This is a genomic window from Mesorhizobium sp. M0571 (assembly GCF_040320985.1).
In the GTDB taxonomy this organism is placed as follows: Bacteria; Pseudomonadota; Alphaproteobacteria; order Rhizobiales; family Rhizobiaceae; genus Mesorhizobium.
The window spans coordinates 19,465-43,428 of sequence record NZ_JAMYQT010000012.1; the positions used below are offsets into that span (position 1 = coordinate 19,465).

Below are 23,964 nucleotides of genomic sequence, written 5' to 3' on the forward strand. Positions count from 1 at the left end.
GCAGGCACCGTCCTCCGGAAGCAAGCCTTCCGGGTTTTTGTCCGAAATGGCGTGTAGGGTCGGATCGTTCCGACGCTCCTTCGCGTTGCCATGCGTCCCACGATGGCCGGACCCTGATCAGCACACGCCGCAGTGAAGCCGTTCGCCGGCCGGCGCCACATCCTGCGAATGCTTCGGAAGAAGCAGGTCCAGCCTTGCGGTCACGCTGCCCGACGATCGCGAACGTAACTGCATCATTGCCCCTTATTCCGCTGCCTCCCGATGATTGCGCATGATCTCGACCAGCACGTCGTCCCAGGTGCGCTCGGGTTCGTCGTCGAGCGCCTGCCGCACCTGTTCTTCCAGGTTTTCGGGAAGATCGATCCTTTCGTCCGCCGTACGAATCGCCTCGATTGCCTTCTGCATTCTCGCGATGCGTGCCGCCCGCAGCGCGGCAAGCCGCAAAGTCCCGGCGTCAGGCACGATCTTGTCAATGCCGTGTTCATCGAATTTCGTTTCCAGGAATTCCACGAACTCGGGCGAGGTCATCGAATTAAGCTCGACACGCTGCTGCCGATTGAGAAGGAAATCGATCTCTTCCTGGCTGGCGCCATATCGCGAGAGCGTCAGAGTTTTGCTGTTGAAGTCGGCTTTCTCGCTGAAAAACACATCTTCCGGTTCCAGACCGCCAACGTCTTCCAGCCGGAGTCCGAGATCGATGACTCGGAAACCGCGCGCGAACTGATAGCGCCGAGTCGATTCTTGCAGCGTGCCCGCGATCGTGAAGCCGGACACATCGAAATCATGCAGCACGAGCAACGGGATGTCGTGGCGCGCACAGAGATTTTCGACGAGCTGCCGCGAAGCCGTGACCGACATGCCCTTGGTCGACATGATGGCTATATCAAACCGTTCGGCAATCCGTGCCGACGCCAGCAGCGGACCGAAACCTTCCTTTTCGATAAACAGGACCGCCCCGAAGCGGTGCTTTGGTCCGACAGTCGGGAATTCGGCGTTGATCTCGATCCGCGGGATGCCGGTTTCGGGAACGTGGCTCCTGATTTCACCGAGGTAGTCGCGCACCTGGAGCGTGCCGAGCGGCACCGTCTTTTTCGTATGCGGCTCGTGATAGTTGCCGCGCGCGTCATAGACGACATCCCAGTCGAGCCGGTGCATTTCGATGTAGTCGGGCAGCAGAGTCTGCGAGAAGTAGTTGTAGGCCGGCTTTTTGCCGGTCATCTCCTGCAGCGTGCCGCGTGCCGCATAGAAGACCTGGCGGGCGGAAGCCGGATACTGACCATCGCCGGAAGCTTTGTTCCAAGCCGCCGGCAATATCGCTTCGGCCGCTTCCTTCATGGTGACCCGGCGATACCGCATCATGGCATAGCGCCGGTTCATCCGCGCCGAGACGGCCCGTTCCTCTTGCTTGCGCTGTTTCGCCCACTTGCCGGTGACGCCCTGGACGGCATCGATGAGGGTTTTCGACTTCATGACGCCACCACCACCGCGCTCTTGGCGCGGTCCAGATATTCGACGCGCGGGCAGGCAACGTGGAGAACAAAGATGACCGGCTCGTCGCGGCCGACACGCTGCTGCTGAAGAATCGAATCAAGGCTCCCGCCATAGCTACCGAGCTGGCGGAACGGATTAATGATGCCCGGCGACCAGTTGACGCCGGTGACCATTCTTCGCTCATCGGCGGCATTGTCTCCCAGCCATCCAAAAGCAGTCTCCACCAGGTACGGAATACCTTCCTCGTCATGATCGGCGACCTTGCGGTAGTCGAAACTCTCCATCTCGCAGCCGGCTTCCCTGAAACGGGCTTCGAAGTGCCCGCGGCCGATGATGCCGAGCTCGGGCGGCTTGACCGGCTTGGAATACCCACGCATCGCGCCGAGCAGCGCCGCACAGGCGGCGGAGTCGACGGCATTGCCGGTGATCAGACCGGAAAGCGGTGTCCGTGCCAGCCCGGTCGCCTCGAGCACCAGGCCCTGCTTCGCTGTGGCGGACAGGCCGCGAAACTCCGAGACGAACTCACGCACGGTGCGATCGCGCTTGCGTTCGGCGTCATGAACCGCATAGGCGGCAATCAGCCTGGCAAGGCGATCCGGCGTGTACCAATGCGGCGAAGTCGGGTCGGATGGCTTCCACTTCGTCCAGTCGGGCACCGTCGCGGTCGTCGGGGAGGTGGAACCGTACCAGTCGACGGTTACCGTGAGGTGAGGATTGAGCCAGGCGTAGTCGTCGACAATTTGTAAAAAACGCGCCTTGGCCCCGTCGAGGATTGAGCCTGCTAAATCCGGCCAGTGGACGATCAATTCGGTTCCCTTTTTGCGGCTCGACGGTTCGACCGCATAGCCGATCGCTGGCGCTTGCCGGATCTGGTCGACGGCAAAGGTGATGCGATGGCGTTTACCTTGCGCCTGGATCTCGACGATGCCGCGTTCGGCGTCCGAGAGCACGAAGGGCATCGCGACAATGGTCTTCAATGCGTTGCCCTGGGCTCCGCGCGTGGGGGAGACATAGGCTTCGCGGGATGACGTCCGGGAAGAGAAATCCAGAATCGACTTAACGGTCCTGGCCGGCAGGCCGGGCCCGTTGTCGGCGATCGAAATGCCGGTGTCATCGACGCGGACCATGATCTCCGGTGCGATGCCGGCTTCCTCGCAGGCGTCGAGCGCGTTGTCGAAGAGCTCCTTCACAATGACGAGCGGCCATTCGCCGGCGGCGTGCCCGGTCTGCGCTTGCAGTTCCTTGTAGGAACAGAAGTCCAGCAGTCGCGATGTGGTGAAGGTCGTGCGCTCCAGCCGGCGGGTGACGGGTGGCTGCTTTGACTGTAGACTATGCATCGGACAATCCTTTCATTTGTTCATGCTTCACTTCCCGGCGGTCGCGAATGTCACTCGCAGACCGCCGGTTTCATGTTTGCCGGCGCCGGGACTGACGCCGGGATTGGCTCGCCTGTTCCTACCGTTCCTTCCGTTCCCGCCTTCGCCTATAGAGTTCATCCTTTTCCCCATTTTCACGCTCTATTATGGGGGGTAGGAACAGTGGGAACGGTAGGAACAAGGGCTCACTCAGTTTCATCGTTCACATCGCTATTCCCCATCGGCCGGCAGTAGACCCAGCGCGGCTTCCGATCGGGTCCGAAGCGCTGCTTTTTTCGTTCGCATTGCAGGCGCCGAAGCACCGCGCCGACGCGCATTTCATGCGCTCTGTCGCGGCGTCCCGGATCGATATTGAGGTGGCCCAGCACATCGGCGGTGGTGAACCACGCGCCGCCGAATCGCGTGTGGACGAAATCGGCGATCTTGTCGTGCCACGGGTCGCCCTCGACGCGGCTTTCCTGCTGGCTTTCAGCGATTTTTTCGATTGCGGGCGAGAGCCACCAGATCTCGCCGGCATGCCAGGCGGCGACGGCTTCGGCCCATAGTTGATCGACGATCTTCGTGATCGCGCCGAGATTGATCTTTCGAAGCCGGATGGGCCAAAAGCGCCGGTTGCCGGTTGGATCGAGCAAGTAGGTCTCGGCGTTCGTCGTGCCGGCAAACACGCACTGACGCGGAACAGCAACATCGGTGCGGCCATAGGCCGGCCGATAGCGGTCTATCTGGCAGGACAGAAACGCTTTCACGATCTCGATCTCGGAGCGCCGGAATTGCGCGATCTCGCTCATTTCGACGATCCAGCGGCCCGCCAGATGCGCCCGCGCGTCCTTGCTTTCGAGATCGTGCGGCAGGCTGTCGGAAAACCACTCGTCGCGGATCGCCAGCGCGCGCAGCAGGCGCGATTTCAAGGCGCCTTGCGGGCCTTCCAGCACGATCATGCAGTCAGCCTTGACGCCGGGCTGATAGATGCGCGCCACCGCCGAAATGAAAAAGGCGCGCGTCACCGCCTCGACGTAGCGGAAGGCGTCTTTCCGGTCGGCCTCGTCCTCCTCGTCAACAATGACGCCGCAATGGTCGAGGAAGAAGCGCGACAGGCGCGGCACGCCGTCCCAGGTCAGGCCATCCAGACAGTCGCGCACCGGGTGGAACGGATGTGATCGCGCTTCGAGCTCGATCACGTCGCGGACCAACGCGCGGCCGGTGCGCCTGAAACCTCGGTGGTTGAAATGCTCGGCGAGCGCGGTATCGTCGGCGTCGGTCCACGGGCGCGGCTCGAAGGTTTTGGGCGCCTTCATGTTCGGACGCGGAATCGGACGCGCCAGCACAATCTCATGCGAAAACTCGTTGAACTTGACGAGGCCTTTGGTCAGCGCGTTGCGGTGCAGTTCGCGGCGCAGGTTTAATGGATTGGCGACGTAATCGGCCTTGCCGTTTGGCGGCTCGCTGGGCTCGAAATGGATCGTGGAGTCGTTCATGGCGTGGCCTCGTCGGCGAAGTCACGGCCAAGGTCAGGCGGCCACTTGATAAAGACCTCCTTGCTGGCGGCGGCCCAGCGCTCGGCGCATTCCTGCGCGGCGGAAAGGCCGGTGTGGTCGTGATCGGCGGCAAGAGTCAGGCATTCGACGCCGGCCAGCACCGGAAAGGCGCGCATGATGCCGGCCGTTGCTGCGGCCCAGATCGGCCGCCAGCCACGTTGCCAGAGCGCAAGCGAAGTCTCGACGCCTTCGGCAAGGTGCAAGCCTTCGCCAACATCCTCGTCGGGCGAAAGCTTGATGCATTGGCCGGCAACGCTGCCGAGCATTTTCTTGCCGGCGTGGCCGCTGCCGTCCGGCTTGATCCGGGTCCGGTGAATGGCAGAAGGCGGTGCCTCCGGGTAGAGGTCGTCCTCGATCGGCGAGAAGCGCGCGATCATTGCCGGAACACGCAAGCCGCCTTCCCATGGGCAGGCCGGGTGAAAGCGAATGGTGCGGCCGGCTACTTCGTCGGGCAGGAGCAGGCCGCGTGCGGCGAGATAGGTTTCGACGAGCGTTCCGCGCGGATCGAGGGCTTCTTGCAACAGCCTGGCCGCAGCGGCGGCGCGCTGGCGGCGGCTCGCCTCGTTGATCTGCTCATTGTCGTGATCCTTGAAATGCGGCTGCGGCTTTTCCTGTTCGCCGTTTGGCTGGAATGCCGGCAGGCCGGCGCGCTGGCGCACATCGTCCATGCATAACGCCCAATCGTCCTCGGCAAAGCTGTGGACATGCAGCTTGCCGTCGCGATCGAGCCAGACGCTCAAGGATCGATCCTTTGCACTGTGGCCGGGACCGGGGCAGAGGACATGGCCGCCGTGGACGTCACCGCCGAGCCGCCGGGCGAGATCATGAAGGCCGCTCATCGCCGCCTCCATCCGCCAGCGGCACGCTTCACCGGCTGCCAGATGATCGGCGTCCGGCGCATCCATTTGGTGTGCCGGTCCCGGTGAGCATCGCTGATGCGCCAGCCTTTGCCCGCCGGCCGGACAATGCGTGTTCCCCATGATCCGTCAGGATCGGAGAACGGCTCGTCGCGGGTAACGGCGGTTTCGATCAGTTCGGCGAAAAGCGCCGGCTGCACCGCAAGATATTGCGGCCGGCGGCTATCGAATTCTGAAATGTGGCGATGAAGGTTCATGGGCTGATCTCCGCGAGGAGATCGCCGCCGTTTGACGTACGTGGCCCGTCAGGTTTAGACTTTCAGCCCTCTCGCCGCCCTCAGAGAGAAAAGTCCCTCATACTTGACAGGAACTCGCCGCGAACGCCAAACGCGACGAGTTCCTACGCATGTGCCTCCGCGTCAGCCACCTCGATTGCAGGAGACTTGCGCGGGCGGCCACGCGGGCGTTTCAGCGGCGACTCGGACGTCGGAATGTTATGTGCCGGCAAACCCTTGGCCAGCCGCGCGTCGCGCTCGCGGCGCTTCTTCTGTCGCCACTCTTCGATCTCGTCGGCCAACCAGCCAACCGCTCTTGGGCCAATCTGGATCGGCGCAGGAAGCGTTCCATCGGCGACCTGCTCCCAAACGCTGCGAATGGAAAGCCCGGTTTCGTCGGGCATTTCCTTTGGCCGGATGATTTTCTTGCTATGCTGAAGTGGCGCGACAGGATCGCGCTCATCATGATGATGCCCGCTCAAAGCCAGACTCCTTCTTTCGCGCAAGCGCGCGTCTTGATGGGTTGGGCGGTTGAGCCGGGATACATTCAGCTCGCAAACCGAGCTGTGTCCAATCGTTCAGCTGTTACCGGGGAAGCTACTAGTGGGCTTGCTCACGCCAAAAAGCGTGCCCGGCCTCGGGCCTTAGCTGTGCAGGGCTCCTTCCGGATTGAAGGAGGCGGATGCTAACCGCAGTTGTTTGTACCGCAAATGTTCGCACAGATTCGCGTCATTGCAAAGGGGCAGTGTGGCCTTCGGACCCAATTGCCCCCAGCGTGCCCCGGCCAGCGGCTGGTTTAAAACGGCCTTTTTCGGCTCCCGTAAACTATTGATTTTATTTGGAAAGTTGGCGCGCCCGAAGAGATTCGAACTCCTGACCCCCAGATTCGTAGTCTGGTGCTCTATCCAGCTGAGCTACGGGCGCGCAACAGGCCATGCTTTGCATAGCCTCGCGAACCGATCCTGGCGACCGGCCGCGATGTGACGTGTTCCCTAGCGACTGAATTTGCGAAAAGCAAGCCGATCCTGGCCAAAAGTTTTGCCGTCACGTTTTGTCGTCATGCGCCGGGCAGCCAAGGCGAGATCACGTCACACGGCGGCCGAGCCGATATGTCGTAGTCTCGGATCGGTCATTTGCCAATCGAAACGGTCCGTACCGAAACGAGTCGTTACACGGCGGCCGAGCCGATAGCTGGTCGTGTCGGATCGACCATTTGCGAATGGGAAGGCTCCGTAACGAAACGGTCCGTTACGCCGGGCGGCGCAGGCCGTTGCGAGCCTGGTCGAGGCGGACCGGCTGGTCGGGAATGGTGACGGCGAATGTGGTGCGGCCGCCGATGCTTTCGACCAGCTCCACCATGCCGCCATGGGCGCGGATCAACTCGTGGGCGATCGCCAGGCCAAGGCCGGTGCCGCCGCTGCGGGCCGAGCCGCGAAATGCCGCGAACAGGTTTTCGCGCGCTTTTGGCGGCAGGCCCGGGCCGGTGTCGGTGACAGTGATGCGGCTGACGCTGCCGATGCGCTCGGCCGACACGGTCAGCCGGCGCACCACGGCGCTCTCGGTGTCCGCCGCCATCGCCTGCACGGCGTTGCGGCTAAGGTTGGTGAGCACACGGAACAGCTGGTCGGAATCAGCGTCGACCTCGAGCACCGGATCGACGGCATTGACGAATTCGATGCCGCAGTCGATGTCGAGCAGGCCCTGGACGTCTTCGACCAGCTGGCGCAGCCTCAGCCTGCGGCGCGACGGCGGCGGCTCCTGCGTTCGGCCATAGGCAAGCACGCCCTCCGAGTAGGACACGGCGCGGTCGAGCGCGCGCAGCAGCTTCGGCGCGAAGGCCTGCACGGTCGGGTCCTTGACCTGGCGCAGGCGGTCCGACATCAGCTGCGCCGAGGCGAGGATGTTGCGCATGTCGTGGTTGATCTTCGACACGGCGAGGCCGAGATCGGCCAGGTGCTTCTGCTCGGACAGCATCTTCTGCAGCCGCTCCTGCATCTGCGACAGCTCGCGTTCGGCGACGCCGATCTCGTCGGCCCGGGCGGCAGGATGAATGATGCGGCCGGGGTCGTCCGGCGCCTCGGAGAAGGCCAGCATCGAGCGTGTCATCGTCCTGATCGGCCCGATCATGATCAGGTCTATCGCGGCATAGACCAGCATGGCGGTGAACAGCGAGATCAGCAGCGAGACGAAGGCGACGTTGCGCGAATAGATCAGCATGGCATTGCGCAGGCGGTGGTCGGGCATGATCAGCTCGAACTCCTTGTCGCTGTCGCCGACCGGCCCGAAAACGCGCAGCATCCGCTTGCCGCCGAAAAACAGCGTGTCCAGCGCGCCGGTCATGCCCTTGATCATGCCGACATTGGCGATATCGATATGGTCGTCGACCTGCGGCGGCATTTCGGCCACGACCAGAAGGCGTGAGACGCCGCCGTCACGCACGGCGATCGCCTTGGCGCCGATCGCCATCAGCACGTCGTTCTGGGCGGCACGCGACAGCGAGGCAGGCTCGCCCTGCACCAGGACGATCGAGACCGCAGCGGCAGTGCTCAGCCTCTCCTTCAGCCAACTCAGCCGGTAGCTGGCGATCCAGGGGACGAAGATGAGAATTTCGGCCAACAGCACGAAGACGATGGTGAGCAGCAGAAGTTTGGTCGACAGGCCACGCGCCAGCGGCACCCTGCGGGTGGCGGCCTGCGCCTGGGCGACGCTATCGTCCATGGGAGGGACTTCACTCATGCTTGTCGTCACGGCTGCCTGTCTTCGGCTGCTTGTCTTCACGGCCGCTTGTCTTAGCGGCTGCCCGTCTTAGCCGCTGCTTGTGTTCACGATCGCTTGATCGGGTGAGATTAGGCGATTGCGGCTTTTTTGCCAAATTCATCCTTGGTCGGAATCGTACAAAGGGCCGCAAGACTTCCCTGCCAGTCGGACAACGCCGGCCCGACACGCTGGATTGACTTCCAAAACCCTTCTTTCTATAAGCCCGCTCACGCTCGGGCCATTCGTCCCGGCGCGGTTTCGATCGCGCCAAAACCGGCCCGGCAAAGCTCCTGTTACAAAGTGACAGAATCAAGAAGGGCCGCACCCCGCGGTATTTAAACAAATGAAGCGTACTTACCAGCCGTCCAAACTCGTCCGCAAACGCAGGCACGGTTTCCGTGCTCGCATGGCCACCAAGGGTGGCCGCGGCGTCGTCGCAGCCCGCCGCAACCGCGGCCGCAAGCGTCTCAGCGCCTGAGCACCAAGCGAGAGACAAGATCGTTGCCCGCAACCGGCAAGCCAACGGGCCCCCATCCCAAGCGGCTTCTGAAGCGCGCGGAATTCCTGGCCGTCCGCCGTGGCGAAAAGCGCCGTGGGCGGCTTTTCCTCGTCGAGGTTCTAGATCGCAGTGACAGCGAGGCGCCGCGCGTCGGCTATACGGTCACCAAGAAGGTCGGCAATGCCGTCGTTCGCAACCGCGTCCGGCGGCGGCTGAGAGAGGCCGTGCGCACGCATGCCGCGGATGACATGGCGCCCGGCAATGATTATGTCATCGTCGGGCGTGAAGACGTGCTTACCACTCCGTTCGGCCAGTTGAAGGCCGAACTCTCCCGCAGATTGCGTGGAACACGATAGGCCAAGGGCTTCGATGGAAAACAACCGCAACTTCTTCATCACCATCGCACTGTCGGTGCTGATCCTGGCGCTTTGGCAATATTTCTATGTGATGCCACGCAGCGAGATGCAGCGCGAAGCCGCCCGCATCGAAGAACAGCGCGTGGCCGAGCAGAAGAAGGCAGCCGAGGGCGCCACTCCCGGCGCCAGCGAAACGCCGGTGCAACCGGGCGCCATTCCGAACGCGCCCGGCGGCGACGCCGTGACGCCGGCCGGCCGCGACCAGGCACTTGCCTCGACCACGCGCGTGAAGATCGACACACCGAGCCTCGAAGGCTCGATCAACCTCACCGGCGCCCGCCTCGACGACCTCCGGCTCAAGCACTACAGGGAGACGGTCGACAAGACCTCGCCCGAGATCGCGTTGCTCAACCCAGCGTCCCTGCCGAACGGCTATTTCGCCGAGATCGGCTTTTCCGGCACGCCGGATGTGGGCAGGCTGCCGGGGCCCGACACGGTCTGGCAGACCGACGGCAATGCGGCGCTGACCCCGGCGACGCCGGTCACCCTGACCTTCACCAACGACAAGGGCCTGACCTTCAAACGCACCTTCTCGGTCGACAGACAATATATGTTCACCGTGTCCGACACGGTCCAGAACGGCGGCTCGGCGCCGGCGACGTTATCGAACTATGGCCGCGTCACCCGTTTCGACAAGCCGGCTATCGCCAGTACCTATGTGCTGCATGAAGGCCTGATCGGCGTTACCGGAAGCGAGGGCCTGCAAGAATACAAATACTCCAGCGTCGAATCGAACAAGGAATACAAACCAGGCAAGTCGACCGACGGCTGGCTCGGCATCACCGATAAATACTGGGCGGTGACCCTGGTGCCGCCGGGCGGCCGCGAATTTCAACCCAAATTCTCTTACTTTGAGTTCAAAAGCGGACCTCACCCGCACAGCTACCAGTCCGATTTCCTGTCCGATCCGGTCACAATCGCTCCCGGGCAGTCGACGACCGTCGAGTCGGAGATATTCGCCGGCGCCAAGGAAGTCTCGACGATCAACGCCTATGAGAAGGACCGTCATATTCGCCAGTTCGACCTGCTGATCGACTGGGGGTGGTTCTATTTCATCACCAAGCCGATGTTCTGGCTGATCGACACGCTCTACAAATTCTTCGGCAATTTCGGTCTGGCGATCCTCGCCACCACCGTCATCGTCAAAGCGCTGTTCTTCCCGCTCGCCAACAAGTCCTATGCGTCGATGGCGAATATGAAGAAGGTGCAGCCCAAGATGCTCGAGATCCGCGAGAAATACGCGGACGACAAGATGAAGCAGCAGCAGGCGATGATGGAGCTCTACAAGACCGAGAAGATCAATCCGCTTGCCGGCTGCTGGCCGGTGGCGTTGCAGATCCCGGTGTTCTTCTCGCTTTACAAGGTGCTCTACATCACCATCGAGATGCGGCACGCGCCGTTCTTCGGCTGGATCCAGGATCTGGCGGCGCCGGATCCGACATCGATCTTCAACCTGTTCGGGCTGGTCCCCATCACCTTGCCGCATATGCTGATGATCGGCGTCTGGCCGCTGATCATGGGCGTGACGATGTTCCTGCAGATGCGCATGAACCCGACGCCGCCCGACCCGACGCAAGCTGCGATCTTCACCTGGATGCCTGTGATCTTCACCTTCATGATGGCGGGTTTTCCGGCCGGCCTCGTCATCTACTGGGCCTGGAACAACACGCTGTCGATCCTCCAGCAGGGCGTGATCATGAAGCGCCAGGGCGCCAAGATCGAATTGTGGGACAATCTGGTCGCGCTGTTCCGCAAGAAACCGTCGCCGGCAGAATAGCCGGCGCTCCGATAATGCGAAACCAAAAAGCCCCGGTTCGTCCGGGGCTTTTGCACAAGCTGCCCGCCTAGACCAAGCGAGCCTGGACTAAGCGATTGGTACCGCGGACGGATCGCGCTATTTTGACCTGCCTGGCAGTTGCTCGACGGACCTCGATATGACCGGACCCAATCCATCGATCAAGCATCCGATCCCGTTGCACACACGCGTCGGCTTTCTGAAACCGCTGGTGACGGCGCCGAACATCGAGATCGGCGACTTTACCTATTATGACGATCCGGACGGGCCCGACAAATTCGCCGAAAAATGCGTGCTGCATCATTATCCGTTCATCGGCGACAGGCTGGTCATCGGCAAGTTCTGCGCCATTGCCGAGGGCGCGCGCTTCATCATGAACGGCGCCAATCACGCCATGTCCGGCTTTTCGACCTATCCGTTCAACATCTTCGGTCATGGCTGGGAAGAGGGTTTCGACCCGGCGACATGGTCGAAGGAATTGCGCGGCGACACAATCGTCGGCAACGACGTCTGGATCGGCATGGAAGCGGTGATGCTGCCCGGCGTGAAGATCGGCGACGGCGCCATCGTCGCGGCAAAGTCGGTGGTGACGCACGATGTGCCAGCCTATGCGATCGTCGCCGGCAATCCGGCCAAGGTGGTAAAGATGCGCTTCGACGACAGGACCATCCGGCGGCTCCTGGCGCTGGCGTGGTGGCACTGGCCGGTGGAAAAAATCAGCCGCAATCTCGATGCCATTCGTGGCAGCAACATTTTTCTTCTGGAGGCAGCGGTTTGAACGCGTTGAACAAGACCACGATCGGCATCGAATTGTTCACGCGAGCCTGGATTTTCATCCGCGGCGTGCCGGCGATGAAATTCCTTCCGCCGGAAGGACCGCCCGAGATCGCCTTTGCCGGCCGCTCCAATGTCGGCAAATCGTCGCTGATCAATGCGCTGGTCAACCAGAAGGGACTGGCGCGCACCTCCAACACGCCGGGGCGGACGCAAGAGCTCAACTATTTCGTGCCGGGCGGATTTTCGGGAGAAGGCGCCGACCTGCCGCCGATGGCGCTGGTCGACATGCCGGGCTATGGCTACGCCACGGCGCCCAAGGAAAAGGTCGACGAGTGGACAAAGCTCGTCTTCGACTATCTCAAGGGCCGGGTGACGCTGAAGCGCGTCTACGTGCTGATCGATGCCCGTCATGGCATCAAGGCCAAGGACGACGAGGTGCTGTCGTTGCTCGACAAGGCGGCGGTGTCGTATCAGATCGTGCTGACCAAGACCGACAAGATCAAGGCTGCCGGGGTGCCGCGGCTGATCGAAGAAACGCTGGCGAAAATCAAGAAACGCCCGGCGGCCTTTCCCTTCGTGCTCGCCACGTCGTCAGAAAAGAGCGAGGGCCTCGAGGAACTGCGTGCGGCGATCGTGCTCGCCGCCAACGGCGGATAAGGTCTTTACGCGTCCAGGCAGGACGCACGGCACTGTCGCGTCAGGCGGATTTTGAAGCGCTTTCTTCGGCGGCAAGCTGTTCGGTGCCGTAGGCCTTCAGGAACACGTCGACGCCCGACCTGACGATATGCTCGATCTCGGCCGCACTTGGCGCCTTGGTGCGATAGGCGAATATGCATTGGCGGAAAAGGCCGGCCAAGCATAGCTCGGTGAACTGATAGGCGGCAAGCTCGACGTCATCGATCTTCAGCAGGCCGCGTTCGATAGCCATGTTGAGGAAAACCACAACCTTGTCATGGCCACGCTTCGGGCCGCGTTCGTAAAACCGCGCGCCAAGCTCCGGGATTCGTTCCGACGCGCCGATGACCGTACGCTGCGCCAGGATGACCCTGGCCGAGGTGATCTTCACGGACAGCACAATGCCGAACTTCACCAGCGTCGCGCGAAGATCGCCGATCTGGTCGAGCACTTCGTACATGTTCTTGAAGATCGTGCCGCGCTCTTCCTCGATCAGCGCTTCAAACAGTTCTTCCTTATTGGCGAAATAGACATAGATGGTGCCCTTGGACACGCCTGCCTCGCGGGTGATGTCGTTCATCGACGCCGCTTCGAAGCCCTTGTCGATGAAGACACGGCGCGCGCCGTCGATGATCTGGCTGCGCTTGACCGGGTCCTGGCCCGCAGCCGGGCGGCCGCGGGGCAGACTGTCCAGCAGGTCGCACTGATCCTTGCCAGTGCTGGGCAATAGGCCTGAATCAGGCAAAGGAGCGGCCTTGGGGGCTTCGGCCATAATGTCACACCTCGTAAAATAATTCGAACCATCCGGTTCGATTGCTCTTGATATGGGCCTCTTTAAGCGCTAAGTCAACGTCAAGATCGAACCGAACGGTTCAGTCTGACAAAATTCAGCGCCAGTTAATTTAGAGAGATATCATGTCCTCGAACGCGCCCACCAGTGCCGAAGTCCGCCCGTTCCCCAGTGCCAAGGTCCAGCCTGCGATCGAAGCGCCGGAAGCCCCTGCCAACCCCGCCGACGTCACCCCGCTGGCTCCCGCCAAGAAGAAGCGCTCGATGCGCTCGATGTTGCTGCCCATCATCGGCCTGACCCTGCTGGGCGCCGGCGCCTGGTATGGCTATGATTATTGGACCGACGGGCGCTTCATGATCACGACCGACGACGCCTATGTTCAGGCCGACACGGCGTTCATCTCGCCAAAAATCTCGGGCTATGTCGATCAGGTCAAGGTGACCGAGAACCAGCAGGTGAAGGCCGGCGACCCGCTGCTGGTGGTCGATGACGGCGACTACAAGATTGCCGTTGCCCAGGCCGCGGCGCAGATCGCCACGTTGACCAAGACGCTCGACCGCATCGATGCCCAGACCGAGGCGGCGCGCGCTTCGCTCAAGCAGGCGCAGGCACAGAAGACCGCCGACCAGGCCGCGGCCGACAATGCGAAGCGGGTTCAGGTCCGTGCCGCCCAGTTGCTCAAGACTCGCGTCGGTACCCAGGCCCAGTTGGACGATGCCCAGACGGCGGTCGAGCAAGCCAATGCCGCACTAGCCGGCGCCGACGCGCAGATCGCGGCGGCCCAGGCCAATATCGGCGTGCTCCAGGCGCAGCGGGCGGAATCGGCCAGCACGCTGGCCTCGCTGCAGCTTGCCCACGACAAGGCGGTGCGGGATCTGTCCTTCACCGTGCTGCGCGCACCCTATGACGGCGTGGTCGGCAACCGCTCGGTCGAGCAGGGCGACCTGATCAGCCCCGGACAGAAGCTCGCCGTCATCGTGCCAATGGACAAGCTCTACATAGTCGCCAATTTCAAGGAGACGCAACTTGCCCGGCTGGTGCCTGGTGAAAAGGTCAGGGTGTCGGTCGACGCGATCGATGGCCAGGACTTCGAGGGTACCGTGTCGTCGCTGGCGCCGGCTTCCGGAGCAGTGTTCTCGCTGCTGCCGCCGGAAAACGCCACCGGCAACTTTACCAAGGTCGTGCAGCGCGTCCCGGTTCGCATCGACGTCCCAGCGGAGGTGCTGAAGACGGGCAGGCTGCGCGCCGGCTTGAGTGTCGTCGTCGCCGTCGACAGCCGCACCGCGCCTTCGGCGTCGAAGTAACCGGGACCATCGGAGCAACGTCATGGCGACCGCAACCGTGACTGCAGGATCGGCGCCGGCGCCAGCCATTCGGGCGCCGGTCGACCACATCTCGACGCGCCGCGTCATCGCCTTCCTGGCGATGGTGTTCGGCATGTTCATGGCGATTTTGGACATCCAGATCGTCTCGGCCTCGCTGGCCGAGATCCAGGCGGGCTTGAGCGCCAGTTCCGACGAGATCCCGTGGGTGCAGACGGCCTATCTGATTGCCGAGGTGGTGATGATCCCGCTGTCCGGCTTTCTCAGCCGTATGCTGTCGACGCGCGTGCTGTTCACGATTTCGGCGGCGGGGTTCACCGCGGCCAGCGCACTGGCGGCGACCGCAACCAACATCGACCAGATGATCGTCTACCGCGCCGTGCAGGGCTTCATCGGCGGCGGCATGATCCCGAGCGTCTTTGCAGCCGCCTTCACCATCTTCCCGCCGTCGCGTCGCGCCATCGTCTCGCCGATGATCGGCCTGGTGGCGACGCTGGCGCCGACCATCGGCCCGACCGTCGGCGGCTCTATCAGCCATGCCATGTCCTGGCACTGGCTGTTCCTGGTCAACGTCGTGCCCGGCATTCTGGTGACGACGGCCGCCTGGTCGCTGATCGACTTCGACAAACCCAATCTCAAGCTGTTCAGCAAGTTCGACTGGTGGGGGCTTGCCGGCATGGCCGCCTTCCTGGGCTGCATGGAATATGTGCTGGAGGAAGGTCCGAACAATGACTGGCTGCAGGATCAGGCGGTGTTCATCTGCGCCATCATCATGACCTTCGGCGCAGTGCTGTTCTTCTGGCGCGTGTTCACCGCCGAGGAGCCGATTGTCGATCTGAGGGCCTTCAGCAATATCAATTTTGCCTTCGGCTCGCTGTTCTCCTTCGTCGTCGGCATCGGCCTCTACGGTCTGACCTATCTTTATCCCGTGTTCCTCGGGCGCATCCGCGGCTACGATTCGATGATGATCGGCGAGGCGCTGTTCGTCAGCGGCCTGGCCATGTTCTTCACCGCGCCGATCTCCGGCATCCTGTCGAACAAGATGGACCCGCGCATCATGATGATGATCGGCTTCTTCGGCTTCGCCACGGGCACCTGGTGGATGACGCATCTCACCGCCGACTGGGATTTCTATGAGCTGCTGATCCCGCAGATCCTGCGCGGCTGTTCGATGATGCTGTGCATGGTGCCGATCAATAACATTGCGCTCGGAACCCTGCCGCCGGAGCGGTTGAAGAACGCGTCGGGCCTGTTCAACCTGACCCGCAATCTCGGCGGCGCCGTCGGCCTGGCCGTCATCAACACGGTGCTGATCGACCGCAATGCCTTCCACTACGCCAGGCTCTCCGAGCACGTGCAATGGGGCAGTGCCGCGGCGCAGCAGAAGCTGCAGAACATGACGCTCAACTTCGAGCAGACTGCCGGGCTCGACGCCTCCAAGGCGGCCATCTCCAAACTGTCAGGCATGGTCCAGCAGCAGGCATCGCTGCTGTCGTTCATGGACGTATTCTTCATGCTGACGGTTTTGTTCGCGACGCTTGGGCTCTTCACCCTGGTGATCCGCAAGCCAGTCGCTCAGGGCGGCGGTGGCGGACACTGATTCGCAAACGTGGCAGCGGTTTCGGGGACGTTCCTCCAGTCCAAGCCCGGAAAGCTCTGACCACGCAAAAACTCCGGGCCGCAAGCCCGGAGTTTTTTCGTATGCTAGTTGGTTCGTATGCTGGTTGGATTTGTCAGGCCGTCGCCGGCTTGAAGGTCAAGGCGACGCCGTTGATGCAGTGCCGCAAGCCGGTCGGCGGCGGACCGTCGTCGAAGACATGGCCGAGATGGCCGCCGCAGCGGCGACAGTGGACCTCGGTGCGGGCCATGCCCAGAGACCTGTCCACGGTCTTGCCGATGGCGTTGGGGATTTCCTGCCAGAAGCTCGGCCAGCCGGTACCGGAATCGAACTTCGTTTCGGAGGAATAGACCGGCAGGTCGCAGCCGGCGCAAGCGAAGATGCCCTTGCGGTGCTCGTTGAGCAGCGGACTGGTGCCTGGATATTCGGTGCCCTCCTTGCGCAACACATTGAAGGCGGCGTCGGACAGGATGGCGCGCCACTCGGCCTCGGTCTTGGTGACCTCGAAGGTCTCGGCCGCGCTCGCATCCTGGGCTCCGCCCATGCGCAGCGCGGTGGCGCCTGCGACAACGCCAATGGCTGCCGCTCCACTCAAAAGAAGCTCGCGACGGTTCATGGCCATTCCTCCTGTCATTGCTTGTGCCAAATTCGACCGCCACATGGAAATCAAAAGCCGGTGACGATCGCTGTCCTCAAAGCGGGAACTCCGCGCCTTTCCACGTCTGGCGTGAACGGCGCGGAGTGTGCGCAGGGAGGCCTTAGCGATATCTTCGCTGGTCGCGCCCGTTTTGTTACATCTTCGGCAGGAGAACCTTGTCGACGACGTGGATGACGCCGTTCGACTGCTCGACATCGGCAATGGTCACATTGGCGATATTGCCGTTCTCGTCGGTCACGGTGACCTTGCCGCCGTCGGTCTTGAGCGACAGTTCGCAACCGCCGACCGTCTTGACCTTGTGCGCGCCGCCGTCGGCCTTGACCATCTTAGCGACGTCGGTCGCCGTCGCCTTGGCGCCGATGACGTGACAGGTCAGGATCTTGACCAGCTTGTCCTTGTTTTCAGGCTTGAGCAGCGTCTCGACCGTGCCGGCTGGAAGTGCCGCAAAGGCCTCGTTGGTCGGCGCGAACACGGTGAAGGGGCCGGCGCTCTGCAGCGTGTCGACCAGGCCGCCAGCCTTGACGGCGGCGACCAGCGTCGTGTGGTCCTTCGAGTTGACGGCATTCTCGACGATGTTCTTCTTCGCATACATGGCGGCGCCGCCGACCATCGGATTTTCGGCATAGGCAGCAGTGGCGAGCGCGGAAATGACGATCGTACCGGCAAGCAAAAGGGTGGCTAATTTACGCATGGTGTCAGACTCCTCTGGTTGTCTTTCCCATCTTTGGGGAACGCAAGGAGATACGGGGCAGAAATGCGGGAGTTTCGCTCCCTTCGGAAAAAACATTGTCTTGTTGAAATTTGTTCAGCGCAAATCGCTCGCCGCCAACAAGCTTTGCAAGCCTTTCATCACAAGATGATGGACTTCATTTCTTCTTTTCCAAAGAGACCCAATGCGAAAAGTGATCAGATGCTCTTCAGATCGCCCGCTGCGACCACCGGTCCAGTCGGCTGGCCGGTCGGTGAACCGCCGGCAGGCTCGACGCTGACCGCAAGCACGGCGCCTTGCGCCAATTTCTCCTGGACGGCCGGCGGGATGGCCAGATGCGCGGTCGCACCGGCCGGGATGACGCCCATCGATACCGGCGCATTCTTGCCTTCGATCATCCACAGCTCGAAGTCCTTGCCGGCGGCCCGCTCGCCGGAGACGTGGGAAAGGCCGACATCGTGACGGGCGGCGTCGTAGACGACGAGGTATTTGACGTCGCTGCCTTCGGCTGCCAGCGAGGCGACAAGCCGAGCCTGCGGCTCGACGACCGGTGGATTGACGTAAGGCAGGGCAATATAGATTGCCAGGGCCGCAACGGCGGCAGCGGCAAGGCCGCGCCAGAAGCCAAGGCTCGACCAGAGGCCGGCGCGCGGCCCTGCCGCGAACAGCCGGCGGTCCAATGCTTCCTTGACCCTGATCGGAGGCTCTGTCGACGGATAGGCCGCGGCCATCGGCGAAAGATGCGCCTCCCAGCTGTCGACAAGGCGCGCAAAGGCGGCGTCCGCATCGATGCGGCGTGACGCGATCTCGCGTTCGTCCGCGGCCAGCACGCCAAGGACGTATTCGGCGGCGAACAGGTCGTCGCCCCCACGTTCCGGTCCGTTGTCGTCAGCCAGCGTCATCTTTCCAGGCATTCTCTCAGTTTCAACAAGCTGCGCCGCAGCCAGGTCCGCATCGTGTTCAGCGGCACGCCATGGCGCTCCGCCAGTTCGGCATAGCTTTTGCCATCCAGATAGGCGCCCCGGACGGCCGCCGCCCGGTCCTTTTCCAATTCACCGAGACAATGGTAGATGCGTTCGGACTCACCGCCCGTCACGGCCATGGCCTCCGGTCCCGGCGCTGGATCGGCCACGTCGAGCGCGGCATCGATATAGGCGGCAGGCTCTCGCCGCGCCCTGATGCGATCGATCGCATGATTGCGCGCAATGGCCACCAGCCAGGAAATCGGGCTCAGATCCGAGACGGCGAAACGGTCCGCCTTGGTCCATATCTTGACGAAGACCTCCTGAAGCGCCTCTTCTGCGTCTCCCCGGTCCTTCAATACACGAAGGCAGGCGCCGAAAAGTTTCGCGCTGGTCTGCCGGTAGAGCAGATCGAACGCAGCCCGGTCCTTCATCGAAGTCCGGACAATCAGGTTGCTGATGTCCTGCGGCGTCATCGGGTGCCAAATTAGGCAATTGCAATGTATTTGCAACGACTGAAATGGTCTTGCGCACCGGCAACACCAGCGTCGATTGCCAAGGAAATCGCCGCCCGCTAGCTTGCCATGAGCGGGGGAGCGACCATGTCGATTGAACGGGTTCTGTGGGAGCATGACGCAATCGGCCTGGCCGCACTCGTGCACAAGGGAGAGATCACACCGCAAGATCTTGTCGATGCGGCGATCGCCCGGGCCGAGGCCACCCGCCCGGAGATCAACGCCATCGCCGAACCACTTTATGAGGCGGCGCGGGCGCGGGCGAAAACCGTTGATCGCAAGCTGCCGTTTGCCGGAGTGCCCTTTGCGCTGAAGGATCTTGGCATCGCCATGAAGGGGGTGCCGACGCATGGCGGCAGCCGTATCCCAGCCTTCACCCCCGATTTCAACTCGGTGATGACGGAACGCTATCTGGCCGCGGGGCTCATTCCGATCGCCACCAGCACCGCACCCGAACACGGGCTGAGGCTGGTGACCGAATCGGCGGCATTCGGCGTCACCCGCAACCCATGGGACACCGCACATACGACTGGCGGTTCCTCGGGCGGTGCGGCTGCGCTGGTCGCAGCCGGCGTCGTGCCGATGGCGCATGCGTCGGATGGCGGCGGCTCGATCAGGGTGCCTGCGGCTTGTACCGGGCTGGTCGGGCTGAAAACCTCGCGCGGCCGTGTTCCCTTGACGCCGCTGATCACCGAAAGCTGGTACGGCTTCGTCGTCGACCATGCGGTGGCCCGCTCGGTGCGCGATACGGCCCTGCTGCTCGACCTGACCCACGGGCCCGACCCGCTGTCGCCCTACGCGGCACCGCCGCCGAAAGGCAGTTTCGCCACCGCAGCCGGGCGCGATCCGGGCAAGCTCAAGCTCGCCGCCTACCGAAAATCGCCGCTCGGCCTGCCGATATCGGAAGAGACGCTGAAAGCTCTGGATACGGCGATTGGGCTTGCGCGCGACGGCGGGCACAGCGTCGAGGAGATCGATCTGCCCTATATCGATCGCGATTTCATCGCCGATTTTGCCAGAACCGTCGCTGCGGCGGTGGCCGGCACGATGCGCGGCGAAGCGTTGCGCGTCGGCCGCTCCATCTCAGGCGACATCGAGCGCGCCACGCGTGTGATGAGCCGCTTCGGCGAAATCGTCTCGGCCGGCGAGATCTATGCCGGCCTGCAGCGGCTGCACGCCGCCTCGCGCCGGCTTATCACCGAGACTGCGCGCTATGATGCGGTGCTGATGCCAGTTATTGCGCACCCGCCGCTCGCCTGCGGCGTCATGGACCCGAAAGGCGCCGACGAATTCATCGAGAACGTACTGGACAGACTGCGCCTCGCCGGCCTGCTGAAGTTCAAGCCGCTATTCGGCCAGCTGATGGACAAGAGCCTGTGGTTCACCCATTGGCCGGCGATCCAGAACGTCAGCGGACAACCGTCGATCGCGCTGCCGGTCTACGTCACCGATACCGGCCTGCCGCTCGGCATCCAGGCCGCCGGGCGCCCCGGCGACGAGGAAACGCTTTTGTCGTTCGCCGCGCAGATGGAAAAGATCTCGGGATGGCTGACGAGGCGGGCGCCGCTGCAGGTGCCGGCATAGAAGATGATTTGATCGATGATGAGGGCAAAGCCGTTTGCGGCCTGCTGCAATTCCCGCTAAGACGCCGCCGTTCATGCCAAGCTGGGAACCACGCCGATGACGGACGTCGCCGCCACCGCCGAAATGCAGGCCGCGCTGCTTTCAAGGGCGCTGCCCTATATGCAGCGCTACGAGAACAAGACGGTCGTGGTGAAATATGGCGGCCACGCGATGGGCGACATTGCGCTCGGCAAGGCCTTCGCCCGCGACATCGCGCTGCTCAAGCAGTCCGGCGTCAACCCGATCGTCGTGCATGGCGGTGGGCCGCAGATCGGTGCCATGCTCAGCAAGATGGGAATCGAATCCAAATTCGAGGGCGGCTTGCGCGTCACCGACCAGAAGACCGTCGAGATCGTCGAGATGGTGCTGGCCGGGTCGATCAACAAGGAGATCGTCGCACTGATCAATGCCGAGGGCGAATGGGCGATCGGCCTGTGTGGCAAGGACGGCAACATGGTTTTCGCCGAAAAGGCGCGCAAGACCATGATCGATCCGGATTCCAACATCGAGCGCGTGCTCGATCTGGGCTTCGTCGGTGAGCCGGTAGAGGTCGACCGCACATTGCTCGACCTCCTGGCGCGATCCGAAATGATCCCGGTGCTGGCGCCGGTCGCGCCCGGGCGCGACGGCCATACCTACAACATCAACGCCGACACTTTTGCCGGCGCCATCGCCGGCGCCTGTCAGGCGACGCGCCTGCTGTTCCTCACCGACGTGCCTGGCGTGCTCGACAAGAACAAGAAGCTGATCGACGAACTGACCGTGGCCGAGGCCAAGGCCCTGATCAAGGACGGCACGGTCTCGGGCGGCATGATCCCCAAAGTCGAGACCTGCATCGAGGCAATCGAGCGCGGCGTCGAAGGCGTCGTCATCCTGAACGGCAAGACGCCGCATGCGGTGCTGCTCGAGCTGTTCACCGAACACGGCGCCGGCACGCTGATCGTGCCGTGAGTGGCCCCAGTCTGTCCAACGCTGCGATAGCCCGGATGACCGTCAGATCATCATCGCAGCGCTTGTCGAGACAGGCGGGCGGTGAACGATCGATTTAGGCAATCTCCGCCTTCGTCGCTCGCCGCCAGTCGATCATCCGGGCCGAGGAAGCCGCGCGATGACCTTTATTTCAAAATCGAAGCCCGCCAGCCAATTCACCCCCACCGCGGTCCAGTTCGGGTAGGGCGGTTCACCGATCGCCTTAAGTCGAACGGCGTCAATCGCCTCCCACTGCGTGGCCGGGTCGGTGTGGAAAGTGGTCACGTCAACGATGTCGTCGAACGTGCAACCGGCGGCCTTCAACACCGCCGCGAGATTGTCGAAGGCAAGCTGGACCTGCTTTTCGAAGGCTGGCTCGGGCGATCCGTCCTCGCGGCTGCCGACTTGGCCCGAAACGAACAGAAAGTCGCCTGAGCGGATCGCCGCCGAATAGCGGTTGATCTCGTAGAGGGCCTGCCGACCGGCAGGGAAGATCGCATCGCGTTTGGTCATTGTTTCACTCCATTCGGACAAGGCAGGCCGGCCAGACCTCGCGACCATCGCGATGTGGCTTCACCGGGAAGGGCGAGAGCCGCTCGCAAGACTTCAGGGTTTCGGATCGCTGCGCTCCACTTTACGGGGCGGTCATTGATATACGTCCCGTATGCCTGAAGTGGGTACATACATTCCGTATGTCAATACACATACGTTGCGTATGTTTGTTAAGAGATTGCCCGGAGCCGGTCAGGCCGCGGCGAAATCGTGATCCCAGGCGGTGTCAGCCTGCGCGCCGGGTGCGCGACCACCATCGATTCCTCTTCCTCGTCCTGCGGCGCGCCCCAGAATTCGGCCAGCGTCGGCCCATTTTTCAGGCGGCGGTCGCGGACCAGAAAGCCCCAGACTTCGCGGAACCAGACGCGGCGGCCCATTTTTGTGTACCAGCGCATCGAATGCCGTTGCTCCGGATCCTTGTGGAACAGGATACGCGCCAGAGCCTTTGGCCGCGACTGTACTGCCAGTTCGATCAGCTTGACGGCGAAGAACAATATCCACGGCTTGAGCCGGGTCATCTGCAGCACCTGATGCTTGTAGTCCCACAGGCGGGCATCCAGCTGGATCACCTTGCGATCCCTGGCAATCCTGAAGAACGGCGTCCAGCGGTGCGGCGTGACGTAGAGCGCCTGGATCTGGTCGGGGTCATAGGCGATCAGCTGGCGGAAGCCGCGCCAGAGGTCACGGAGGCTTTCGTCCTCGAAACCGGCCACCCAGGTCGCCATCGACAAGATGCCGTTGAGGCGCAGCAGCCGTATCGCCTCGCGGTCGGATGAGGTGCTGCCGCCCTTGCGGATCAACTGGAGCGTCTGCTCGTCGGTGTTTTCCATGCCAAGCAGCCAGCGGATGACGCCGGCCTTGCGATAGAGATGCAGGCTGTCGGCATCGCGGACGATGTCGTCGGCGCGGGTCGAGCCGACGATCAGCACCGGCACATTCTCGGCGATCATCGCATCGAGAAAGGCGCGCCAGGCTTTTTTGGAGGATGTCGGGTTCTCGTCGGCGAGGTTGATCAGCTCGACGCCATGCTGCCGGTACAGCCAGGCGATCTCTTGCGCGAATTTCACGGGGTCGCGATGCCGCCAGCGCGTCCAGAAGCCACGCTGGCCGCAATAGTTGCACAGATGCGGGCAGCCTCGCGAGAACTGCATGACCACCGCACGCTTGCCTCCCCAATAGCTATAGCGGCGATGATCGATCAGTTCCCAGCCGACGCGGTAGTCGTCGAGGTTGGCGATCGTCCTTGCCGGCTTGGTGGCGAAGGGCCGCCGCAAATCGTCAGGAAAGGCGATGCCCGCCACGTCCGACAGCGGCTTGCGTTTCTCCAGCGCCTCGACCAGCGCCACGATTGTCGCCTCGCCCTCGCGGCGCACGATGAAGTCGAAGGCATCCGTTTCGGCCAGTATGTCGCGCCAGTGATAGGTGGGGAACACGCCGCCATAGATCAGGATTGTCGCCGGATCGATGTGCTTGACCATGCCGGCGATCAGCAGGGCTATCGGATGCGCAGAGGTCGAGCCGGAATGGCCGATCAGAATGCAGTCGGGATGGTCGCTCAAGGCGTCCCGGACCAGCGTGGCAAGCGGCATCGGCCCGAATTCGGCGTCGACAAGCCGCACTTCATGTCCCGCGTCGATCAGCGGACCGCCCAGTGCCAGCAGACCGAGCGGCGGCAGGTGGTCGTCCGGCACACGGCTGCCGATAGCTGTATGCGGCGGGTTGATCAGGACGATTTTCATGGCGGACCTTATGCAATGGCGGTCCGCATGTCGTAGTCGGCGATCTAGCTCCGG

Annotated in this window: 23 protein-coding genes and 1 tRNA gene; 9 read left to right on the top strand and 15 right to left on the bottom strand. The window is 62.7% G+C overall.

What is annotated here, in order from left to right; translation table 11 throughout:
• Window positions 1–243 precede the first annotated feature (243 nt).
• The 8 genes from NKI85_RS15825 to NKI85_RS15860 all read right to left on the bottom strand — a co-directional run bounded on the left by NKI85_RS15825 (window position 244) and on the right by NKI85_RS15860 (window position 8,270).
• The gene (locus NKI85_RS15825; protein WP_352776953.1) at window positions 244–1,470 is read right to left on the bottom strand and encodes a toprim domain-containing protein; all 1,227 of its coding nucleotides are present in this window, start codon (window positions 1,468–1,470) and stop codon (window positions 244–246) included.
• Window positions 1,467–2,828: an ATP-binding protein gene (locus NKI85_RS15830; protein WP_352776954.1), complete on the bottom strand. Its 1,362-nt coding sequence runs from the start codon at window positions 2,826–2,828 to the stop codon at window positions 1,467–1,469. Before NKI85_RS15830 ends, NKI85_RS15825 begins: the two co-directional genes overlap by 4 nt.
• 224 nt (window positions 2,829–3,052) lie before the next feature.
• Window positions 3,053–4,342: a virulence-associated E family protein gene (locus NKI85_RS15835; protein ID WP_352776955.1), complete on the bottom strand. Its 1,290-nt coding sequence runs from the start codon at window positions 4,340–4,342 to the stop codon at window positions 3,053–3,055.
• On the bottom strand, window positions 4,339–5,241 hold the full coding sequence (locus NKI85_RS15840) for a DUF7146 domain-containing protein (RefSeq protein ID WP_352776956.1): 903 nt from the start codon (window positions 5,239–5,241) through the stop codon (window positions 4,339–4,341). The genes NKI85_RS15835 and NKI85_RS15840 overlap by 4 nt, the downstream gene beginning before the upstream one ends.
• The gene (locus NKI85_RS15845) at window positions 5,238–5,516 is read right to left on the bottom strand and encodes a hypothetical protein (RefSeq protein ID WP_352776957.1); all 279 of its coding nucleotides are present in this window, start codon (window positions 5,514–5,516) and stop codon (window positions 5,238–5,240) included. Before NKI85_RS15845 ends, NKI85_RS15840 begins: the two co-directional genes overlap by 4 nt.
• Before the next feature lie 143 nt (window positions 5,517–5,659).
• Window positions 5,660–6,040: a helix-turn-helix transcriptional regulator gene (locus NKI85_RS15850; RefSeq protein WP_352776958.1), complete on the bottom strand. Its 381-nt coding sequence runs from the start codon at window positions 6,038–6,040 to the stop codon at window positions 5,660–5,662.
• A gap of 341 nt (window positions 6,041–6,381) precedes the next feature.
• Window positions 6,382–6,458: transfer RNA gene (locus NKI85_RS15855), tRNA-Arg, on the bottom strand.
• A gap of 324 nt (window positions 6,459–6,782) precedes the next feature.
• Window positions 6,783–8,270 carry an ATP-binding protein gene (locus NKI85_RS15860; protein ID WP_352525944.1) on the bottom strand — a complete coding sequence of 496 codons (1,488 nt, stop codon included), beginning with the start codon at window positions 8,268–8,270 and terminating at the stop codon, window positions 6,783–6,785.
• Window positions 8,271–8,634: 364 nt separating this feature from the next.
• On the opposite strand from NKI85_RS15860, the gene rpmH reads away from it, so the two are divergent.
• The 5 genes from rpmH to yihA all read left to right on the top strand — a co-directional run bounded on the left by rpmH (window position 8,635) and on the right by yihA (window position 12,435).
• On the top strand, window positions 8,635–8,769 hold the full coding sequence (rpmH, locus tag NKI85_RS15865) for a 50S ribosomal protein L34 (protein ID WP_008833937.1): 135 nt from the start codon (window positions 8,635–8,637) through the stop codon (window positions 8,767–8,769).
• Window positions 8,770–8,792: 23 nt separating this feature from the next.
• The gene (rnpA, locus tag NKI85_RS15870) at window positions 8,793–9,146 is read left to right on the top strand and encodes a ribonuclease P protein component (protein ID WP_352525942.1); all 354 of its coding nucleotides are present in this window, start codon (window positions 8,793–8,795) and stop codon (window positions 9,144–9,146) included.
• Between the two features lie 13 nt (window positions 9,147–9,159).
• Complete coding sequence (gene yidC / locus NKI85_RS15875) at window positions 9,160–10,983, top strand: membrane protein insertase YidC (RefSeq protein ID WP_352525940.1); 1,824 nt, start codon at window positions 9,160–9,162, stop codon at window positions 10,981–10,983.
• A 157-nt stretch (window positions 10,984–11,140) separates the two neighbouring features.
• Window positions 11,141–11,779: a CatB-related O-acetyltransferase gene (locus tag NKI85_RS15880; RefSeq protein ID WP_352525938.1), complete on the top strand. Its 639-nt coding sequence runs from the start codon at window positions 11,141–11,143 to the stop codon at window positions 11,777–11,779.
• The gene (yihA, locus tag NKI85_RS15885; RefSeq protein WP_352464742.1) at window positions 11,776–12,435 is read left to right on the top strand and encodes a ribosome biogenesis GTP-binding protein YihA/YsxC; all 660 of its coding nucleotides are present in this window, start codon (window positions 11,776–11,778) and stop codon (window positions 12,433–12,435) included. The genes NKI85_RS15880 and yihA overlap by 4 nt, the downstream gene beginning before the upstream one ends.
• A 40-nt stretch (window positions 12,436–12,475) precedes the next feature.
• Here the strand turns inward: yihA and NKI85_RS15890 are convergent, their stop codons facing one another.
• Window positions 12,476–13,225, bottom strand: a complete 750-nt coding sequence (locus NKI85_RS15890) for a TetR/AcrR family transcriptional regulator (protein ID WP_352525936.1) — start codon at window positions 13,223–13,225, stop codon at window positions 12,476–12,478.
• Between the two features lie 143 nt (window positions 13,226–13,368).
• Here NKI85_RS15890 and NKI85_RS15895 point away from each other — a divergent pair, with 143 nt between their 5' ends.
• Window positions 13,369–14,547 (top strand): HlyD family secretion protein, encoded by a 1,179-nt coding sequence (locus NKI85_RS15895; RefSeq protein WP_352525934.1) that lies wholly within the window; start codon window positions 13,369–13,371, stop codon window positions 14,545–14,547.
• A gap of 22 nt (window positions 14,548–14,569) precedes the next feature.
• The gene (locus NKI85_RS15900; protein ID WP_352525932.1) at window positions 14,570–16,165 is read left to right on the top strand and encodes a DHA2 family efflux MFS transporter permease subunit; all 1,596 of its coding nucleotides are present in this window, start codon (window positions 14,570–14,572) and stop codon (window positions 16,163–16,165) included.
• Between the two features lie 133 nt (window positions 16,166–16,298).
• Here NKI85_RS15900 and msrB read toward each other — a convergent pair whose 3' ends face one another.
• From msrB to NKI85_RS15920, 4 genes are all read right to left on the bottom strand, one after another.
• On the bottom strand, window positions 16,299–16,799 hold the full coding sequence (gene msrB / locus NKI85_RS15905) for a peptide-methionine (R)-S-oxide reductase MsrB (RefSeq protein ID WP_352525930.1): 501 nt from the start codon (window positions 16,797–16,799) through the stop codon (window positions 16,299–16,301).
• Between the two features lie 175 nt (window positions 16,800–16,974).
• Window positions 16,975–17,532, bottom strand: coding sequence for a fasciclin domain-containing protein (locus NKI85_RS15910; protein ID WP_352525928.1), 558 nt, complete (start codon window positions 17,530–17,532; stop codon window positions 16,975–16,977).
• 215 nt (window positions 17,533–17,747) lie between these two features.
• Window positions 17,748–18,452 carry an anti-sigma factor gene (locus tag NKI85_RS15915; RefSeq protein WP_352525976.1) on the bottom strand — a complete coding sequence of 235 codons (705 nt, stop codon included), beginning with the start codon at window positions 18,450–18,452 and terminating at the stop codon, window positions 17,748–17,750.
• Entirely contained in the window at window positions 18,449–18,988 is a 540-nt protein-coding gene (locus NKI85_RS15920) for a sigma-70 family RNA polymerase sigma factor (protein WP_352525926.1), read from the bottom strand. The genes NKI85_RS15915 and NKI85_RS15920 overlap by 4 nt, the downstream gene beginning before the upstream one ends.
• Window positions 18,989–19,114: 126 nt before the next feature.
• On the opposite strand from NKI85_RS15920, the gene NKI85_RS15925 reads away from it, so the two are divergent.
• Both NKI85_RS15925 and argB read left to right on the top strand, forming a co-directional pair.
• On the top strand, window positions 19,115–20,611 hold the full coding sequence (locus NKI85_RS15925) for an amidase (RefSeq protein WP_352525924.1): 1,497 nt from the start codon (window positions 19,115–19,117) through the stop codon (window positions 20,609–20,611).
• 96 nt (window positions 20,612–20,707) lie between these two features.
• On the top strand, window positions 20,708–21,601 hold the full coding sequence (gene argB, locus NKI85_RS15930; protein ID WP_352525921.1) for an acetylglutamate kinase: 894 nt from the start codon (window positions 20,708–20,710) through the stop codon (window positions 21,599–21,601).
• A gap of 132 nt (window positions 21,602–21,733) precedes the next feature.
• Here argB and NKI85_RS15935 read toward each other — a convergent pair whose 3' ends face one another.
• Window positions 21,734–22,132, bottom strand: coding sequence for a RidA family protein (locus NKI85_RS15935; protein ID WP_352525918.1), 399 nt, complete (start codon window positions 22,130–22,132; stop codon window positions 21,734–21,736).
• Window positions 22,133–22,341: 209 nt separating this feature from the next.
• The gene (gene bchE, locus NKI85_RS15940; protein WP_352525915.1) at window positions 22,342–23,910 is read right to left on the bottom strand and encodes a magnesium-protoporphyrin IX monomethyl ester anaerobic oxidative cyclase; all 1,569 of its coding nucleotides are present in this window, start codon (window positions 23,908–23,910) and stop codon (window positions 22,342–22,344) included.
• Window positions 23,911–23,964: the final 54 nt, after the last annotated feature.

What these genes read in the sequence shown, in the direction of transcription:
- NKI85_RS15910 (WP_352525928.1), bottom strand. Translation starts at nt 17,532, where the DNA reads ATGCGTAAATTAGCCACCCTTTTGCTTGCCGGTACGATCGTCATTTCC.
- NKI85_RS15900 (WP_352525932.1), top strand. Translation starts at nt 14,570, where the DNA reads ATGGCGACCGCAACCGTGACTGCAGGATCGGCGCCGGCGCCAGCCATT.
- rpmH (WP_008833937.1), top strand. Translation starts at nt 8,635, where the DNA reads ATGAAGCGTACTTACCAGCCGTCCAAACTCGTCCGCAAACGCAGGCAC.
- NKI85_RS15830 (WP_352776954.1), bottom strand. Translation starts at nt 2,828, where the DNA reads ATGCATAGTCTACAGTCAAAGCAGCCACCCGTCACCCGCCGGCTGGAG.
- NKI85_RS15880 (WP_352525938.1), top strand. Translation starts at nt 11,141, where the DNA reads ATGACCGGACCCAATCCATCGATCAAGCATCCGATCCCGTTGCACACA.
- NKI85_RS15890 (WP_352525936.1), bottom strand. Translation starts at nt 13,225, where the DNA reads ATGGCCGAAGCCCCCAAGGCCGCTCCTTTGCCTGATTCAGGCCTATTG.
- NKI85_RS15845 (WP_352776957.1), bottom strand. Translation starts at nt 5,516, where the DNA reads ATGAACCTTCATCGCCACATTTCAGAATTCGATAGCCGCCGGCCGCAA.
- NKI85_RS15920 (WP_352525926.1), bottom strand. Translation starts at nt 18,988, where the DNA reads ATGACGCCGCAGGACATCAGCAACCTGATTGTCCGGACTTCGATGAAG.
- bchE (WP_352525915.1), bottom strand. Translation starts at nt 23,910, where the DNA reads ATGAAAATCGTCCTGATCAACCCGCCGCATACAGCTATCGGCAGCCGT.
- NKI85_RS15915 (WP_352525976.1), bottom strand. Translation starts at nt 18,452, where the DNA reads ATGACGCTGGCTGACGACAACGGACCGGAACGTGGGGGCGACGACCTG.
- NKI85_RS15840 (WP_352776956.1), bottom strand. Translation starts at nt 5,241, where the DNA reads ATGAGCGGCCTTCATGATCTCGCCCGGCGGCTCGGCGGTGACGTCCAC.
- NKI85_RS15935 (WP_352525918.1), bottom strand. Translation starts at nt 22,132, where the DNA reads ATGACCAAACGCGATGCGATCTTCCCTGCCGGTCGGCAGGCCCTCTAC.
- argB (WP_352525921.1), top strand. Translation starts at nt 20,708, where the DNA reads ATGACGGACGTCGCCGCCACCGCCGAAATGCAGGCCGCGCTGCTTTCA.
- NKI85_RS15925 (WP_352525924.1), top strand. Translation starts at nt 19,115, where the DNA reads ATGTCGATTGAACGGGTTCTGTGGGAGCATGACGCAATCGGCCTGGCC.
- NKI85_RS15835 (WP_352776955.1), bottom strand. Translation starts at nt 4,342, where the DNA reads ATGAACGACTCCACGATCCATTTCGAGCCCAGCGAGCCGCCAAACGGC.
- NKI85_RS15895 (WP_352525934.1), top strand. Translation starts at nt 13,369, where the DNA reads ATGTCCTCGAACGCGCCCACCAGTGCCGAAGTCCGCCCGTTCCCCAGT.
- yidC (WP_352525940.1), top strand. Translation starts at nt 9,160, where the DNA reads ATGGAAAACAACCGCAACTTCTTCATCACCATCGCACTGTCGGTGCTG.
- NKI85_RS15860 (WP_352525944.1), bottom strand. Translation starts at nt 8,270, where the DNA reads ATGAGTGAAGTCCCTCCCATGGACGATAGCGTCGCCCAGGCGCAGGCC.
- NKI85_RS15825 (WP_352776953.1), bottom strand. Translation starts at nt 1,470, where the DNA reads ATGAAGTCGAAAACCCTCATCGATGCCGTCCAGGGCGTCACCGGCAAG.
- msrB (WP_352525930.1), bottom strand. Translation starts at nt 16,799, where the DNA reads ATGAACCGTCGCGAGCTTCTTTTGAGTGGAGCGGCAGCCATTGGCGTT.